The organism is Pseudorhodoplanes sp. (assembly GCF_050250235.1).
GTDB lineage: Bacteria > Pseudomonadota > Alphaproteobacteria > Rhizobiales > Xanthobacteraceae > Pseudorhodoplanes.
The window spans coordinates 63,820-79,873 of the sequence record NZ_JBFWPA010000020.1 but is presented as its reverse complement, the minus strand read 5'-3'; the positions used below and the strand labels follow the sequence as shown (position 1 = coordinate 79,873).

Below are 16,054 nucleotides of genomic sequence, written 5' to 3'. Positions count from 1 at the left end.
GCGCCGTCCTGATACTCCAGCCGTACCGCTGACAGACCTTTGGTGACAAGGGCTGCCGCGGCACTATCGTCTTTCGCGGTTTTTGCTGCGATTTCCGAAGCGAACGCCGGTTCTCTTGCGAACACATACCGTCCTCCTGACACCGTCCAGATGGGTTCTTGTGCGGTTACTTCGAAAACATCGGACCCTTCCTTCAGGTTCTTCCAGAAGGCGAAATGGGGGTCTGCGCGATGCTTTGCTAGATTCTCACTCGTCATGCGGAATGGATAGGACTGAAACTGGAAAGAGGCTTGTCCGGCGGAAAAAGCTTCCCGTGCGATTGCGTAGATTTCGCTCATTGCCTCGTCTGTCATTGCAAAGCAGCCTTGTGATGAGCACGCGCCGTGTACCATCAAGTGGGAGCCCGTGCGCCGGTGCATTCGGTCAAACCCGTTCGGATAGCCGATATTGAACGACAGAAACAGACTCGATCTCGGATTCATCGCTGCCGTCGTCACGGCGTAAAACCCTTCAGGTGCCTGACGATCACCCTCACGGAGCTTGGGTCCAAGTTGACCCGACCAACGGCACACGGGATACGTTTTGAGCAACGCGTATTTTCCGGACTGATTAAGTTTCCAAATTTCAAGTTCAGCTTCTTTCTTGTAAGACCGCATCACGATGGGCGCAGCCATGGCCATTCCTTTTTCCGACATCAAGGCCAGCGTTGCCTCAGGAATTAGAGCCTGCTCCCGTGCCGCTCGATAGGATTCATTTTTCGCGCACGAGCTCAAGGCCGTCGCAAATGCTCCCGCCAGCAACATGCGCCCTAACGCGCTCCAGAATGCCGATGCAGCCCGAGAGACACGATCCGCCAAATTTGTTCTTCGCATCTTCACGGAAGATCTTGGCCTGCCGCTCATCCGATCGTTCCAAGCGTCGGAAACATCTCCAACATAAAGATGGCGAACATTGTGAGATGCCCGGTGATCATCGCCACACCCATGACAACCATCACCGCCCCGGCTGCAATTTGGAGTACGCGCCCCGTGCGGCGGAATGTGTGCAGGCGTCCAATGAAGCGGCTCATAAAAAGCGCTGCGAGAACAAACGGCACTCCCAGCCCAAGCGAATAGGCTGCAAGCAGGCCCACGCCGTTCAGGCTTGGCGAGGATGCAGAAACGGCGAGCACCGCACCCAGGACGGGCCCGATGCACGGCGTCCAGCCAAATGCGAAAGCCATGCCGAGCAAATAGGCCGCGACCGGACCGTTGCCCGGTGAATTCCGGTGCCACCGGAACTCACGCTGAAGCCAGGGCAACCGCAGAAGCCCAGCCGTAAACAGTCCGAATACAATGACGATGATCCCACTGGCGAGATTGACCTCCCACCGGTAGGCGTTCAGGAGCATGCTGAACGCATTCGCGCCCATGCCGAGCAGCACAAAAATCGTTGAGAAGCCGAATACGAAACATAGACTTAACCCGAATGTCCGCCATCGCGCCGGTCCTGTCGCGCCGTCCGCAACGGACTGTCCGGCCACATAGGAAATGTAGCCCGGCACGAGCGGCAGAACACAGGGCGACAGAAACGAGATTGCGCCGGCCGCAAATGCCGTTGCCGCTCCCGCCAACGAAAGCTCAAGGCTCATGATGCCACTCCGCGCCGGAGCGCCTGCGCAGGAACCAAAGCCACGTCCTTGCACGCGCAAAGCAGCCCCCCCCGTCATCCCCTTCATAAACCTGGTCCGTGCATAGGCGACGGCCAGCGCGGCCGTTTCAAACCGTGCTTCACCTCGATTGTCCGGTTTGGAAGACCTATATAGAACCTCTAGTAACTAGAGGGTCAAACGGACATGAGCGGGCAGATGCTGAAAATTGGTGACCTCGCCAAAGCGACCCACACTAAGGTCGAAACGATACGGTATTACGAGAATATCGGGCTCTTACCCGAACCGCCTCGGACGGTAGGGAACTTCCGCGCTTATACATCTAAACACCTTGGCCTCCTGAGTTTCATCCGAAGGGCCCGCGATCTCGGCTTCACCCTGAATGAGGTTCGCCAACTTCTCAGCCTTTCAGACCAGAAAAGTCGATCCTGCGGCGCCGTTGACGCTATCGCAAGGCGGCACCTCGCGGAAATCGAGCGCAAGATCGAGGACTTAAATGCATTACGCTCCGAGATCGACAGCCTGATAAATCAATGCAGCTGCGGCACCATTGCTGAATGCCGCATCATTGATGCCCTCGCGCCAACGACAACGTTTGCGCTGACGACTTGATAGGCAGTTTGCCAAGCCCGCGACCTTGCTCAGCTTGATGAGTAGTTCCTGGCCGCGCTCGGAGAAAGATGACCGTCTAATTCCTGACCACGTTCTCAGTCGCCACAAGCTTCGTCCAGTCTCCGTCGCTATTGCCGAATTGCGCCGCGCGCTAGAGCGACAATGCTACCCTTCGCGCTGCGTTTCTGGGCCGGCCGCCCCCAGAGAGCCAGCAGAGTGCAAATCGGCTGACGCAGCCGCTTGGACAATCAGCGCGGGCCTGCAATGATGACGACCGCGCCGACCAAACAAATCGACGCTCCGAGCATGTCCCAGCGGTCCGGATGAACGTCTTCAATGAGGCGAAGCCAAATCACCGAAGCAAAGATGTAGACGCCGCCGTAAGCTGCGTAAGCCCGCCCCGCTGCCTCGCTCTCGACGAACGTCAGCAGATAGGCGAACAGCACGAGCGATACGACACCGGGAACGAGCCACAACCAGTGCTTACCGAGCTTCAGCCACGCCCAGAAGGCGAAGCACCCAGCAATTTCCGCGACGGCCGCTCCAGCATATGCGAGCACTGTTTTCATACGCATCCTTCGCACTTCGCCTTGGAATGTTTCAAGCGCAAAGAGAAAAGGTCGCACCCGGTGGTGCGGCTCCTGCTCCCACCGAGCAATCAGCGGGCGAGCGCAGGCCGTGGCGACCTAGCCTATGACAATCCCCTCGCGCCTTCGGCGTTCGCCATCGAGCCTGGCCAACCCTATGCGACTAGCGATTTCCGGCTTGGGCCCACAATCGCACACCTTCCGTAAGGTTCACTATGCAACGCCCCGAAAGTTATGGACCGAGCGCAATGCCGGCCCAGTCGCGGCTACCCGGCTGAGCGGCGACCGAGCCGTCATCAGAATCCTGACTGACGCTGGAGCGAACAAATCGAATTGTTTCCGGAGGGCTGATGCGCGGGGCTAAAGCTAGTCTGACCCGTGTGCCCCTCTGTGAACTCAGAGCTATCTGAGATATAGAAAATAGAAAGCAAGAGTGCCCGTCCCGCGCAAGGATGCGCGGGTTAGGGGGAATTCCTTTGGTCACGCGATCGACTCTTATTGTTGATGGTCCGCTCGGTCTGCGAAGCCAACGCCTTGCTGCGGCCTGCTAAAGGGCGATCGGCCGGGATATCCTCTCGCTCCCTCTTCTTGCTGCCCGCCTTGCCGGCGGCTTCCTCGGTCCCATCAGGCGCGACACGCTTTTTTCTGCGATCAAAAGCGCGCTCGCTGAAGGCGGCTTCCAAGAACTGACAAATGTGGCGGAACTCCCTGGAATGCCGCGCGCGGTGCTTCAGTCGCTTGACGCAATTTTGGTATGTGGCCTGCACCCGTGCCCACGATCTTTTGGTCCTTCCCTTCATCCCCCAGGCTTCGAAGAATTCGTGGTTCAGTTCGATCGATCTCCGACAGAATGAGCTCCCTGAGATAGACTTGGCAGGCCTTCCTGAGCCGGCACCTCGCATCACTCAACTCATCGAAAACAGGCAGTCCCCGGATGTGTTTGCTGCTGAACGGCAACGCGTCGAGGAAAGCGTGACGTCAATTCATTGGCGACGGCCGAGCGATCATGATCCGGACCGACTTGGCGATCCGCTGGAATGCAAAGTGGTCTCCGAGCTTGTCATTGAACATCAAGATGTTGTCGCAGCTGGCGCCCTTCGCGGAACCATTCTGCACAAATTGATGGAAGAGCTTCTGACAGGCGAGCTGCGAAGTGACAAACAAGCGGTGGTATGTCGGGCAGATATATTGCTAGCGCAGTTGGCCAGCTGCCTGAGCAGCGAAACCTCGCTGCCGGCACCCGCCGAAATGGCTGAGACTGCATTGCAAGCATTGGCTTTGCCGGAGATAGCCGCGCTTAGGCATATCCTCGTCCCGGAAATGGCGGTGTGGGGAGCCCGTGACGGCCTTTTCATCTCCGGACGTGCTGACGCCCTTTCGATCGGAGACAACCGGATTGACGTCGCAATCGACTGGAAATCAGACATTAATCCAACAGCGAGTGTTCGCTCCGCTTATATTGAGCAACTTCAGGACTATCTGGAAGCAACAGGTGCTAGGCGCGGCGCGCTTGTGTTCTTAAGTCTCAGAGAGATCACCTGGATTCCGCCCAAGCAGTAATATTCCGCGCTGTAAACAAGAAGACGCCTCTCCATCATCGTCATCACTGTCATCCGGATCGTCAACAAATAGCGCGGATTCTGACGCTTCTACGCGCGCCTTCCGGCTGGCGGCGAGTGCTTCTGTGAGCTCACCCTGCAGCTTTTCGAGAGCTTCAGACGGGCATGCTTGGATCCAATTCTTCCTGTTCCAATGTCTTAGCGTCCTCGCGTTCTAGGTACTCTGAGACAGGATGGATGCCCGATTCCGGAGGGCAACTTGTCGGGGCAAGCCGGCTTGCTGGTGCCCGTCCAAGTCGCTCGGCGATGTCGACTGACATCAGATGGGGCCGCACAGCCCGGCCGACAGCCTTTTCAACCGTCCTAAATATCCAAGTCCCATCCGGATCGATATCGGACCAGTGAAACATGGGGGTCGAATTCGCGAGCATGGGGGCGAGCGTACGCAGCGCCTGCTGGGTAGCTAGAGACGGATATCCTCCAACGTAGAGCGTGGTCCCGACCCGGTGAGGATCTGCTTCGATCACATGCCGGCTGAAACTGGCGAAGTTCTCGATCGTTAACAGATATGCCGGTGGTTCGCGGAAACGGATGCGGTCCGCCTCGTTTGGCGCAATTCCGAAATAGAGCGGGGACGCCCGCGAAAGGTCCGCATTGGCGAGATCAACTCGGCCCGAGATCAGCAGTGGCGGAGCAAATTTTTCGAGGCCCAAAGTCCGCAGCGCCTCCCGCGGTTTGGCACCGGGCGGCAAGTCGAGCAGGCTGCCGAGAAGCCGCGTGACTGCCCCTTCGACCCGTTCGAGCGTTTTACTTTCACCCGCGATGCGACGAGAAAACGTCCGATAGTCCATGCCGACATGCCGCTGTTCGAGTATCGCCTGAGCAAGAATGACGGCATCGCGCAACTTGTCGACGTCCTGCGGACCGAACGCGCTCCACGACTTCGCCCGACTCCAAGCTGCGACGATGCCGGATACGGCGTCGAGCAGACCCGGATGCAACGTCAGCCCGTCGGTAAGCCGAGCCTGCGCATCGACTGCTATGTCGGCGATCGGTGTGCGCGCGAGAAACCTGTACAGCGCGGCCGGAGCAACGAGCCTGACATGGGTGACCTGATCCCGCCGGCGGCCGCTGCCCGTCGCAATCCGGACCGCCCCAGTTTCTTCGGCACGCCGGAGATCCTTGATGAAATTGTCCGCGGCCACCACAGACGCGAACGAGACGTAGTCGGGATAGGCAATAGGATTTTCCGTGCCAGTTTCATGGCGATCGAGCAGATCTGCGAACAGCGCAGTCGCGTCGGTGAATCGTCGCGGCATGACCTACTCCGCGGCGATGCGCGGCTGGAGATCGGAGTCCGACATCGTGTCGGGGTCCATCGCGCGAAGCTCCACACGCGCGCGCTCCTTCAGATGCACAACCGCCGCCCGCGCACCTTCGCCGATCCGATCAACTTCGACGACCGTATCGATGTGTTCAAGCACGGCTACCCGCTTTTCGTTTGGCGCAGCAATCACGATCTGCAAACCCAGCTTCTTGTAAAAGCTCATCATTTGGCGCTGGTTCTTTCCATCCATCTTGGAGAACGCTTCGTCGAATATCGCCAACGCGATACCAGCCGGCTGGCCGGGTCGTCGATCCGAGCTTCCGTAGACCGAGGCGAGCGACGCGCCGATCGCGACGTAGATCGGCACCTGCTGTTCAGCGCCGGAGCCGGTACCTCGGCGGGATTCCCATCGCGTCGTCCGCCCCGAATTCACGTCCTCCATGTGAATTTCGAACGTGTAGAAGTTCCTGTAGTCCTCGAACTGCGCGAAATCCTTCTCCGGATCCTCCAGCAACGCCTCAAGTTCGGCGATCGTATCCTTGTGCGGGAAATCCGCCGGTACCTCAACTCCCTTGAAGATCATGCCGAGCGCTTCCGGGGAAGTCTTGCCGATCTCGATGATCTTCAGGATCGGCTGAAACTCTGCCACTCGGGTGTGGTGAAACGAATAGCGCTCGCTATGGAACGGATGGTCATGCAAGCCGCGGTTCATCGACTGCAGCTCTCGTTCCATCTTGTTGATCCGCGACATCAGGGCGTTGATGAACTCGCCGCGCAGCAACGTCGCTGCTTTGTCCGCGGCATCGCGCGCCTGCCGTTCGTACCGGCGCAGCTCGTTGGTTTCAATCTCCTCGATCAATTGATCCATCCAGGGCTTTACTTCCCGCAATGGCTCGCTCTCCGTTCCGACTTGGGAGCTCACGCCGAACGTGTCGAAGTAGGTCCCGAGCGCTTCGCGCACGCGCCGTTCGCCGCCGATCCGATCGTTCTTAGCCGAAGCTTCGTCGGCTGCCGCTTTCGCTGCGACTGCCCGGTGCCTGTCGGTATCCCTCTTGTGCCCCCTCGCGCCGAAGCACCCCCGATGGGCAGCCCGGCCCTTGGTACGATCGTACAGCGGGAGGTTGGCGCGGAAAATGGACCAAGCGACCTTCATGTTAAGCAGCGATCCAGGAACATTCTCACCGTCCGAGAGCTTTTCGGCGCAGATGCCGGCAGCGATTTCGTGCTTGTTGAACAATCCCTGCTGCATGACACGTTCCGAAGCGCGTGTTGCCTTAAGTTCGGTCTGTGCCTTCCGCTTGTCCCGAAGCCCGCCGTCACCCGACGTATCGAGAGCCGCGATGCGCTCGTCAGCGTCGTCGCCTTCCTTGACGGCCTTGGCATGCGCAGCAGCCAACGCCGACAACGTGAACGCGGAGTCGTCGCAGAGCGCCCGGAGTGCGCCGTGGGCCGCGTCCACAGAACTCGCGGCTCTGCCGATCTTCTCAGCCTCCTCGTCAAGTTCGTCGGCTTGCTCCTCCATGTCCTTCAGCGCCTTGGCTTGAGCCGTCTTGCCGATCTTGAAGGTCGAAGGATCGACACCGCGATGCGTCCGCACCAACCCGTCGTCGTAGAGGCCATCCTTCATGATCGCGCGTCCGGGCTGGTTAAACGCGCCAAGATCGTTGGCGAGTCTCACCGAGGCGTGGCGGCGCATGATGAAAGCCATCGCATCCGGATCTTGTGTCCGGAAAACTGACGGAAACGTCCCCGGCTGCGGTGCCGTGCGGTGGGCTTCGAGCTTGTTGAGACTGACCAGCGAGGCGCCGCGAAATTCCCGCCTGCCCGCCTTAAAGATCGTCGTCGCTTGCCCGACATGGGGACGGTCGACGAATACGGCCTCCCGATCTCTGCCCAGCAGACCTTCGGCTGCTGCGGTCCATTCCGGATTAGAGACTTCGACCAGGTCGCACAGCACCCGCGGCGCCATCCCATTTTGCCTGAGTTTTTGGCACAGGTCCCGGGTTACGTCGGTGAGATGCGCGGCGGCTTGGCCCAAAGAGTGCTGCCGGATGCGGTCTCGAATTCGGTCACGGCGCGCGCGAAGGTCTGCCGCATCACCGAACAGCTTTTGGCGTGTCTCGTCGACCTTTTTCAGAAGGGCCGGCCCCTCTTTCAGCAGCGCCGCTTCGGCTGCCGACATGCCGTCCACGAGCCGGTCGATGCGTACGTCCCTCGTCAACCGGACAACCGTCTCGATTGCAAGAATATCCTCGTCGAAACCGAAGCCGCGCATTGCACAGAGTGGTTGCAACAGCAGCAATGCATCCACCCGCTTCTTGAAGTCCGCGGATACGCGCGCCGCGGCCTCCTCCGCGGTCTTCCAGGTCTGCCGCAGCGCGTGTCTACCGGACTTGTTATCGTGTTCCAGAATGGCAATGTTCAGACGCTCGATTTCGGCATCGATGTCCTTAATATCCTCATCGAGGTAGTCCACCTCAAACTTCGCTGCATCGCGCTGTGCCAGCTCGCTCTTGAGTTTTTCCTTGAACTCCCGATTTGCGGCTCGTGCGGCCAACCATTCGGAACGCGTGGAGATCCAGTGTTCCCGCGACTCTCGCTCATACGCCTCCTGCAGCTCGGTAAGAATCACACGCAACGCTTTAAGAGCGTCGAGCCGATCGCGCATCTTCCGGATCGTTTCATTGATGTTGCGGTACGTCTGGATAGACTCTCGAAGCTCGCCCACCTTCATGTTATTCTTTTCGAGAATGTAGCCCCGAACGAATTGGGTCGCGGTCTGGTCATGATCGAGTGTCATCGCATTGACGATTGCCTTCTGAAGCGAATTCGCATTTTGCTCGCCCACGAAGGATGCGTGCGGCACAAGGTGGCGCATGTACTCGCGCACGTAGTCGATCGTCTTGTCGCGGTGATTGACGAAATTCTGCTCGCCGATCGTCTTCACGATCCGGGACCGGACATCGTCCCATTCGGCAGGAAACCTGCCGTCCTTGCGGACCTCGATGAAATCGCGCGTAGTAAGGATACTGCCGACGGCAACAAAACGCCCAAGAACGGTCTCGTTGCTTTCGGATTTTCTCGCCTCGATTGCCATTCCGATGGTGACGGGCGGACGCTGTCCGTCCGTATCGGCGAAGCCGAGGGCGACGTAGGTACGCGCCTGCTCGCGTCTCCTTACATCCTCGCCAAGTGTACCGAGGCAGTAGTCGACCACACTGCGCTTGGAAGCGCTCCGGGTTTTCCCCTTGTCGCCGGCCACGGCATTGAGACGCTGAACGTTGCGGTTGCCTCCGGTGAGGACCACCTGCGCCATATCGAGAATGGTGGACTTGCCCGATCGGTTCTCGCCGAAGACGCCGCAGTGTCCGCCGATCTCTATGTCCTCGACATCGAAAAGATGCCAATTGACCATCGCAATATGCCGAAGCTCCATCATGCTTCGTCACCTCCCTGCGCGGTCGTCATCACGGGTGGACGCAACTCCTCCTGCTTGACGTACCGTTCAATCCTTAGAAGCGCGTCGCCCCCGCTGATCAGCTTTATCATCGGCCGGATTGCGACCTCGAAATCCTGCTCACCGGAGTCGAAGTCGCCGACATCCAACAGACTGCGACGCCCCGCCTCCCTGAGGATTTCGCGAAAGCGGGGGATACCGATCGCGTTGGATGCGTTCGGCTGAACCATTTCGCGGTACCGGTCATAAAGCGTGTTGAGCGTTGTCACCACGATGGCCCTGTCCTCGACCGCCCCGACGTTGACCTCATCCTGCCAGTGGGCAGCCAGCACCAGAATGACGATTGTCTCGTCGAGCTTCATCTTGGGAAGCGGCACATCTTCATCGATCGCCGTAATACCTGCCCACTGCGCTTCAGAGTCACGGTGCACGCGGTACCCGCAACTGTCGAAGAACCCGTCGACGGCGTTTCGAAAGCGGCCGTCCATGATCGCAGCATAGACGGCACCGGTCCGAGGATCGCCTGAAAAGACAAATTGTCGACGCAGCAGGAAATGCAGCGCCTTCCGCAGATCAGCCGCCTTATCGGCGCCGGCGGAACGCTCAATTTCCTCGAACTCGTTAAGCATTTACTGACTCCGACGACGTTCAGCCGACCTGGTGACGATGAAATTCGAGCAGCGCAGCCAATCGCTGTCGTGCGGCGGCTTTTCTGGCGCGAACTCCAGTTTGAAAATGGATGCGATCTCCGGCGGAACCTCGCGTGTCATTGCGAATCTTCGCGCCGTGTCGAAGGCGAGGAAATCGTCGACCGTCTTCAGCTCCATGAAACGCGCTTCCTTGGTGCCGGCCGGCGGCACCTGACTTTCCAGAAAGCGGCGCACCTGTAAGGGGGTTGGCGAGATCCGCATTATGTATTGTAGGCGCAGCTCCTTCCGGATTTCGTAAAGGGGATCCGAAGGGCGCTCGCCCAGCGGCTGCGCCTCGACAGGCTTCCTCGGCTCCCGCCCGGGCGCTTGATGAAACTCCGACCACGGGGAGCGCAACGGTTCGAGGCTCCATTCTACCGTCGAATCCCAATGGCGCCCGCCTGCAAGCAAAGCGTCGAGGCGACGGACGATATCGCCGGCACGACCTATAAGACCCTGCGCGCCGCGCTCGGCGTACTTGATAGTGTTGCGAACGCGCGCTTCCAACTGCCGGCGAAAGGTCTCGATACGCTCAAACATTTCGCCGATCTGGTCGAACGTGTTTTCGATCGCCAAAAGATCCCCCAAAGCCTCTAGCCGGCCCTCTTCGATCGAGGCGGCCATACTCGCGGCAACATATTCTTCGGCAAGCACCAGCATCGTGTCAGGCGTGTATGAGATCCGTCGCGCCAGACCGACGATCGCGTCCCTGTATCTATACGGGTGGTTGAACGTGAGGATCGACTCGAAATCCTTGAGGAGGAGTTGTTCAACAAATTCCTTGAAGAAGGCTTCGAGGCGGTCGCCGACCGTCTTGGACTCCATGACCGTCCGGCGAATGCGCTTGAGATCGGACAGGATGGCGCGCAAACTTTTAGTGAATTGATCGGCCTGATTGCGCGCTTCACGCACCGCGAGGGCCGCCTCGCGCTGCTTGCGGTCGGTGACATCCGGACTCAACTTTTCGACCGCTTCGAGGTTGAGGCGTATCTGCACGATCAGCCCGCCGAAGCGCTGTGAAACGTCCTTATTCAAGCTGGCGAGCCGCTGTATGACCAGCAGAGGCCCCATTGCCATATCGACGGTTACGCGGAGTCCGTACTCCTCTTCTTCCAACCACTCCCAAGCCAGCAAGCGCGCATAGAGTTGCCGCGCGATCAACATAGCCTTGTCGCCAGTCTCGGATGCTTTCTTTACGTCAGCCCGGCGCATCCTACGGCGGCCTACCGACAACATCTCAGGCAGCATGTCTCCAAAATCGTCGCTTTCCGTCCATAACGACGGGTTCGCGCGCATCACGTCATAGATCGCGTGTACGACCTGCTGCGGAGTTGGAAAGGCCGGCGCTCCAGTAAAAAAGCGTTCGTGCAGATCGAGCAGGCACGCGGCATAGAGGTGCTTGTGCTCGCGCGAGAACACCAAAAAGGCGTCGTCGTGCAAATATCGGAACAGAGGCATGCTGCTCTCGCTCCTGTAGTGCGAAGGTGGCAATACCGCATCCGGGAGAATGCCCCAGAAACGCGAACTTTAGTCTTTTGCTGCGGTCCGAGCGCGAAATAGTTCGTCGAACATATGGTCCGCGCCCCATGCTTGCGCGGACGTATAAGCAAGCTTGCGCTTTTGGTCCGAATTGAGTGGTATAGATCCCGGCTTATAGCCAAGATCGTGCTCCGCCTCAGACCATGCATGCTGAAAGAGCGTTTTAACCTGAAGTTCGAAGAACTCTGGAAGCGAAGATTTGTCTATGGCGGCGCTTTTGACGTCGCTCGGCAGCACCAGAACGTAGTGCCTGCCAAAGTAACCGAACTCCCATTCGGATTCCGGAATTCGGTCGCGAAACTCGATCGTCTTGAAGTAGCTCTTGATGATGTCGTCCAACCGATCCACATCGGCCCGATAGAACGTGATTATGCGGGCGCCGATCTGATCTTGGATTTGAACGAGCGGCTCCGAGTACTTTGGCTTGCCGTCCGTGAGCGCTCGGGCCTTCTTTAGGAAGCTTGCCGGATCCTTCGCGCGCGCTGTCACGCGGTCTATCCTCGGCTCAGCCTTGACGAGGTCGACGAAGTATTCGCGCAGTGCGTTCGCCGTAGGTTTCAACGAATTTTCATATCGGTCGCCGTATTCCGCCGCGAGCGCATCATCGCGCCGTTTTGAGTTTTTCATCGATCACCTGGCCTCGCGTGACGAACTTGATTTCGCTCTTCGAACCATCGACGGGTTCCTGCTCAAAAACCTCATCGAATCGGTCAGTGTCGGCGGTGAGTAGCGCACCATTGCTGAGTTCAACCGACTTGAAGGCGACGAGGCTCTTGTAGGTACCGATGTCGAACTGAAAAACCTCTTGCTCGGCTACAGAGGACTTGAGCTCGTTTCTGATGGCGCTCTTTGCAGCGTCGGAAAGTCCCAGACGGTTGCCGAAGTCGTCGATGTTTAGCCGTTGTCCGGCAAGACCGCTCGCGAGCGTCCCGGCTGCCGTCAATTCCTGTTTGACTTCGAGCGGCGCCTTCTTCGCCGCGTCCCGGAGGGCTATCGCAAGGCGACGTGTCCCCATAGCTGGCGTCGTAGTGAAGTCTGACAGGAGGAAATCGTTGATCCAGTAGTTAGATGGTTCGCCTGACAGTGTATTAAGTTGCTTGTCGATTGCGCGGCCCGACCAAAAACCTCCCTGCAGCGACGAGTGCCGGTAGATCACCGCCTTGTAGGAGGTTTTGCTTTTCATAAAAACGCGTTCCAGAAACTGGACAGAGAGCGTACCTGGACTCTCGTCAACGTAAATGGCGCTGTCTGTCGGGAAGCGGGACAGGACGATCTTGTGATCGCGCGCTTCTTTACCCGCGATCAGGAACAGCAAGCCTAGACCCGATCGGCCGTCGCTGTGCTCGGCGAGCCGTTCGGCGATCTTCCGCCCCTTCGGCACGTCCGGCTTGCTCATGTATGCAACGACGAGGTCTCTGCAATCGTTCTGCTGCTTGCCGTCGGAGGTCGGGCTGAAAGTGATGTCGACGTCGCACTCGGTGTCGGACTTGGCGTAGATCCCACTCAGGAGGTCGAACATCCCGCCTGTCAGGGAGACCGTCGTGCCTACGATTTTCACCTTTCCTGTCGCCTTCCCAGGATGCACCAAAAAGGTATGAATATGCTGGACTGACAAGTTTTCCCCCGATGCTGTCTCGCTCTTTTTAACGCCAATTATAGCGACACAACGCTAACGAGCACAACCGGGATGGTGCGGCCCGGGCGCGGGGCTCACGAGTGAGGAGTTCTTCATCGGTGGATCGAACCTGAGAATTCCTTGGTTTCTTTTCGGCCCACAGCCGATTGAATTCCGGTGCGATGATGATCCACGTCTGCCGAACTGAGCCATAAGATTGCTCACTATTCGCTCGACTTCCTGGCGGAACAGAGCGTGTGTGGTGGCGAAAGGAGCCATCCGACGCCGCCAGCATATGCAACCGACTTCAAGCAAGATCTGACATTCAGCAGCATGAACTTCTCCACCCTGCCAGTGCCGTTTCGCCTGCGCGGGGCTTCGATGGTGACGGCAAGTGCCGTCTCGAAGAGCAACAGGAGTTCAATATGACCAAGAGCAAGCCTGCCCGGAAAGCCAAAACAGCGACAGCGAAGAAATCCCGGAAAGCTGTAGCGGCAATCCCGCTGAAGCAGCGAGCTAATTCGAAGCAGGCAGGCGTGATCGGGATGCTGCGACAACCGCAGGGCACATCGATTTCAGCCGTTATGAACGCGACCGGCTGGCAACAGCATTCTGTGCGCGGCTTCTTCGCCGGGACGGTGCGCAAAAAACTTGGCCTCACCCTGGAATCCGAGAAGTCAGACGGTCGCGAGCGCATCTATCGGGTGGTCGCTGTCCGACAGGACAAGGCGAGCCCTAAGGCGAAATCCCGTCAGGCGGCATGAGGATGGCTCGGCGCCCCGTCGATCCGACGGCGCCAGCCTCGCAATCATCGCAGTCCGTCCAGGCACGCATCAGCCTGGACGAACTGCATGACGAATGGCGGCGCTTGTACAAGTGCGAACCACCCAAGATCAGCCGTGACTTGCTGGCTATAGGCATTGCTTACCGTCGCCAGGAAATCGAGCATGGTGGCCTCGGCAAAGCGACATTGCGCAAGCTGCAAACGCTGGCCAGGACCTTGCGGGACACAGGCCGGGTCGGACCTGCACCGGGACTTGCTTTGAAGCCTGGCGCGCGGCTGATTCGCAAATGGCATGGCCGGACGCACACGGTGACCGTGACCGAGGATGGATTCGAGTATGGAGGGACCAGTTTTTCGTCCCTCACGCCAATCGCAAAAACGATCACAGGAACCCATTGGTCCGGGCCACGCTTCTTCGGGCTAGGAGCAAAAAGTGCGCCTCCCTCAAACGGAGGCGAGGATGGCTGACGGTCGGCAAGCGCCGCGCGTTCACCCCCTAAAGCGATCTCGCTGCGCCATTTACACTCGCAAATCGACCGACGAGAGCTTGGATCAGGACTTTAACTCTTTGGACGCCCAGCGCGAGGCCTGCGCTGCCTTCATCCAGTCGCAGAAGCACGAGGGCTGGACTGCTGTTACTACAGTCTATGATGATGGCGGATATTCAGGTGGATCGCTGGAGCGCCCTGCCCTGCAACGACTGCTAGCCGATATCGAGGCCGGACGCATCGATGTAATCGTAGTCTATAAAGTTGACCGCTTGACGCGCGCACTGTCGGATTTCGCGAAGCTGGTCGAGGTCTTCGACCGTCGCGGTGTTTCGTTCGTCTCGATCACCCAGCAGTTCAATACCACCACCAGCATGGGACGACTGACATTAAACATTCTGCTGTCCTTCGCCCAATTCGAGCGGGAATTGATCGGAGAGCGGGTACGCGACAAGGTCGCAGCTTCCAGACGGAAGGGGATCTGGATGGGCGGTATCGTCCCGCTCGGCTACGACGTGAAAGACCGCAAGCTTGTTGTGAACAAAGACGAGGCCCGGACAGTCGTAGACATTTACCGTCGTTACCTTCGGGTCAAATCGGTAGGTCCACTTCAGGTCGAGCTCGATGCTTCCGGCATCAAAAGCAAGCGCCGTGTCCATCGCAACGGTACCGCGTACGGCAATCAAGGCTTTTCGCAGGGCGCACTTTATCTCCTTCTTCAGAATCGGACCTATCGCGGCGAGGCAATGCACAAGGGCAACGCCTATCCGGGCGAACACGAAGCAATAATCGACAAGCCGTTATGGGACGCCGTGCAGTCCGTGCTCGCCGAGAATCGGATTAAGCGGGCGAGCGGCACCAATACTAAGGCGCCCAGTCTCTTGACCGGATTACTCTTCGACGAAACCGGCGAGCGCCTGACCCCGACGTGGTCGATCAAAAAGGGCACTCGATACCGCTATTATGTATCGACGTCGCTTATTAAGGGCGGCCGACGTGTCCCCTCGTCGCGGCGGCGCATCCCCGCCGGCGATCTAGAAACCATAATTACGGAGCGGATTCGGAAGCTTCTGTCCAACCGCGGTGAACTGCTTGAGGCCGTTGACGAAAGGGACCGAAGCAATATCGGACACAGGCAACTGGTCGAGCGAGGACGCAAACTCTCGAAAGATATAGGTCAAGCACCAGAGAGCGATCGACTATTATTTCGATCACTATTGTCCCGGGTGGAAGTCGGGAATACGAGCGTCAACGTCGATGTGTCGCAAGCGAGTTTAGCTGCTCTGCTAGAATCAAATCATACGGAGCTGCCTCGTGACTCCACGACTGGTTCATCTGGACCACACCTGACGTTGAAAATCCCTGTTCAATTGGCTCGTGTCGGCGAACAAATGAAATTGCTTGTCGAAAATGGGGACGACAATAGAGAGCCTGACATGGCTCTCCTGAAAGTCCTCACGCGTGCGTATGACATTCAGCAACGACTTTGCGACAATCCAACAATCACGGTGCGTGAAATTGCGCGCCAAGACCAGATTACATCGAACTACCTTTATGTCGTCCTTCGTTTGCGCTGGCTCGCCCCCGACATCGTCACAGCGATCGTCAACGGCCGGCAACCAAGACAGCTCAGCACCAAGCGATTGATGCGGCTCGCGGCGAAATTACCCATCGACTGGGCGGCGCAGCGCACCCTGCTTGGCTTTCGCTAACAGATGGTAAAACACGGTGGTCGAGAGTGATTGCCTG

General features: G+C 58.4%; 14 protein-coding genes. 5 read left to right on the top strand and 9 right to left on the bottom strand.

Annotated features, from left to right (window positions below; translation table 11 throughout):
* Together AB7F49_RS11870 and AB7F49_RS11865 are read right to left on the bottom strand one after the other, a co-directional pair.
* A partial coding sequence (locus AB7F49_RS11870) for a L,D-transpeptidase family protein (RefSeq protein ID WP_428522515.1) occupies positions 1 to 902 on the bottom strand: 902 nt, incomplete at its 3' end.
* Positions 899 to 1,630 carry a cytochrome c biogenesis CcdA family protein gene (locus AB7F49_RS11865; protein WP_428522513.1) on the bottom strand — a complete coding sequence of 244 codons (732 nt, stop codon included), beginning with the start codon at positions 1,628 to 1,630 and terminating at the stop codon, positions 899 to 901. The genes AB7F49_RS11870 and AB7F49_RS11865, both read right to left, overlap by 4 nt.
* 204 nt (positions 1,631 to 1,834) lie before the next feature.
* Here AB7F49_RS11865 and AB7F49_RS11860 point away from each other — a divergent pair, with 204 nt between their 5' ends.
* Positions 1,835 to 2,260, top strand: a complete 426-nt coding sequence (locus AB7F49_RS11860; RefSeq protein WP_428522511.1) for a MerR family transcriptional regulator — start codon at positions 1,835 to 1,837, stop codon at positions 2,258 to 2,260.
* A gap of 248 nt (positions 2,261 to 2,508) precedes the next feature.
* Here AB7F49_RS11860 and AB7F49_RS11855 read toward each other — a convergent pair whose 3' ends face one another.
* Positions 2,509 to 2,829, bottom strand: coding sequence for a YnfA family protein (locus AB7F49_RS11855; protein WP_428522520.1), 321 nt, complete (start codon positions 2,827 to 2,829; stop codon positions 2,509 to 2,511).
* A gap of 756 nt (positions 2,830 to 3,585) precedes the next feature.
* Here AB7F49_RS11855 and AB7F49_RS11850 point away from each other — a divergent pair.
* Entirely contained in the window at positions 3,586 to 4,407 is an 822-nt protein-coding gene (locus AB7F49_RS11850; RefSeq protein WP_428522509.1) for a hypothetical protein, read from the top strand.
* Between the two features lie 154 nt (positions 4,408 to 4,561).
* Here AB7F49_RS11850 and AB7F49_RS11845 read toward each other — a convergent pair whose 3' ends face one another.
* From AB7F49_RS11845 to AB7F49_RS11820, 6 genes are all read right to left on the bottom strand, one after another.
* Positions 4,562 to 5,725: a Wadjet anti-phage system protein JetD domain-containing protein gene (locus AB7F49_RS11845; protein ID WP_428522507.1), complete on the bottom strand. Its 1,164-nt coding sequence runs from the start codon at positions 5,723 to 5,725 to the stop codon at positions 4,562 to 4,564.
* 3 nt (positions 5,726 to 5,728) lie between these two features.
* Positions 5,729 to 9,172 (bottom strand): SbcC/MukB-like Walker B domain-containing protein, encoded by a 3,444-nt coding sequence (locus AB7F49_RS11840; protein WP_428522505.1) that lies wholly within the window; start codon positions 9,170 to 9,172, stop codon positions 5,729 to 5,731.
* Entirely contained in the window at positions 9,169 to 9,819 is a 651-nt protein-coding gene (locus AB7F49_RS11835) for a DUF4194 domain-containing protein (protein ID WP_428522503.1), read from the bottom strand. The genes AB7F49_RS11840 and AB7F49_RS11835 overlap by 4 nt, the downstream gene beginning before the upstream one ends.
* Complete coding sequence (locus AB7F49_RS11830) at positions 9,820 to 11,337, bottom strand: Wadjet anti-phage system protein JetA family protein (protein WP_428522502.1); 1,518 nt, start codon at positions 11,335 to 11,337, stop codon at positions 9,820 to 9,822.
* Positions 11,338 to 11,406: 69 nt separating this feature from the next.
* Complete coding sequence (locus AB7F49_RS11825; RefSeq protein ID WP_428522500.1) at positions 11,407 to 12,045, bottom strand: GTP pyrophosphokinase; 639 nt, start codon at positions 12,043 to 12,045, stop codon at positions 11,407 to 11,409.
* Positions 12,020 to 13,033 (bottom strand): hypothetical protein, encoded by a 1,014-nt coding sequence (locus tag AB7F49_RS11820; protein ID WP_428522498.1) that lies wholly within the window; start codon positions 13,031 to 13,033, stop codon positions 12,020 to 12,022. Before AB7F49_RS11820 ends, AB7F49_RS11825 begins: the two co-directional genes overlap by 26 nt.
* A gap of 425 nt (positions 13,034 to 13,458) precedes the next feature.
* Between AB7F49_RS11820 and AB7F49_RS11815 the strand changes: the two genes are divergently transcribed.
* Genes AB7F49_RS11815 through AB7F49_RS11805 form a run of 3 tightly spaced genes read left to right on the top strand, consistent with a single transcriptional unit; the run spans position 13,459 to position 16,017 of the window.
* Positions 13,459 to 13,797 (top strand): DUF3489 domain-containing protein, encoded by a 339-nt coding sequence (locus tag AB7F49_RS11815; RefSeq protein ID WP_428522497.1) that lies wholly within the window; start codon positions 13,459 to 13,461, stop codon positions 13,795 to 13,797.
* Complete coding sequence (locus AB7F49_RS11810; protein ID WP_428522495.1) at positions 13,794 to 14,285, top strand: DUF2924 domain-containing protein; 492 nt, start codon at positions 13,794 to 13,796, stop codon at positions 14,283 to 14,285. Before AB7F49_RS11815 ends, AB7F49_RS11810 begins: the two co-directional genes overlap by 4 nt.
* Positions 14,278 to 16,017: a recombinase family protein gene (locus tag AB7F49_RS11805; RefSeq protein ID WP_428522493.1), complete on the top strand. Its 1,740-nt coding sequence runs from the start codon at positions 14,278 to 14,280 to the stop codon at positions 16,015 to 16,017. Before AB7F49_RS11810 ends, AB7F49_RS11805 begins: the two co-directional genes overlap by 8 nt.
* The last annotated feature ends 37 nt before the right edge of the window (positions 16,018 to 16,054 follow it).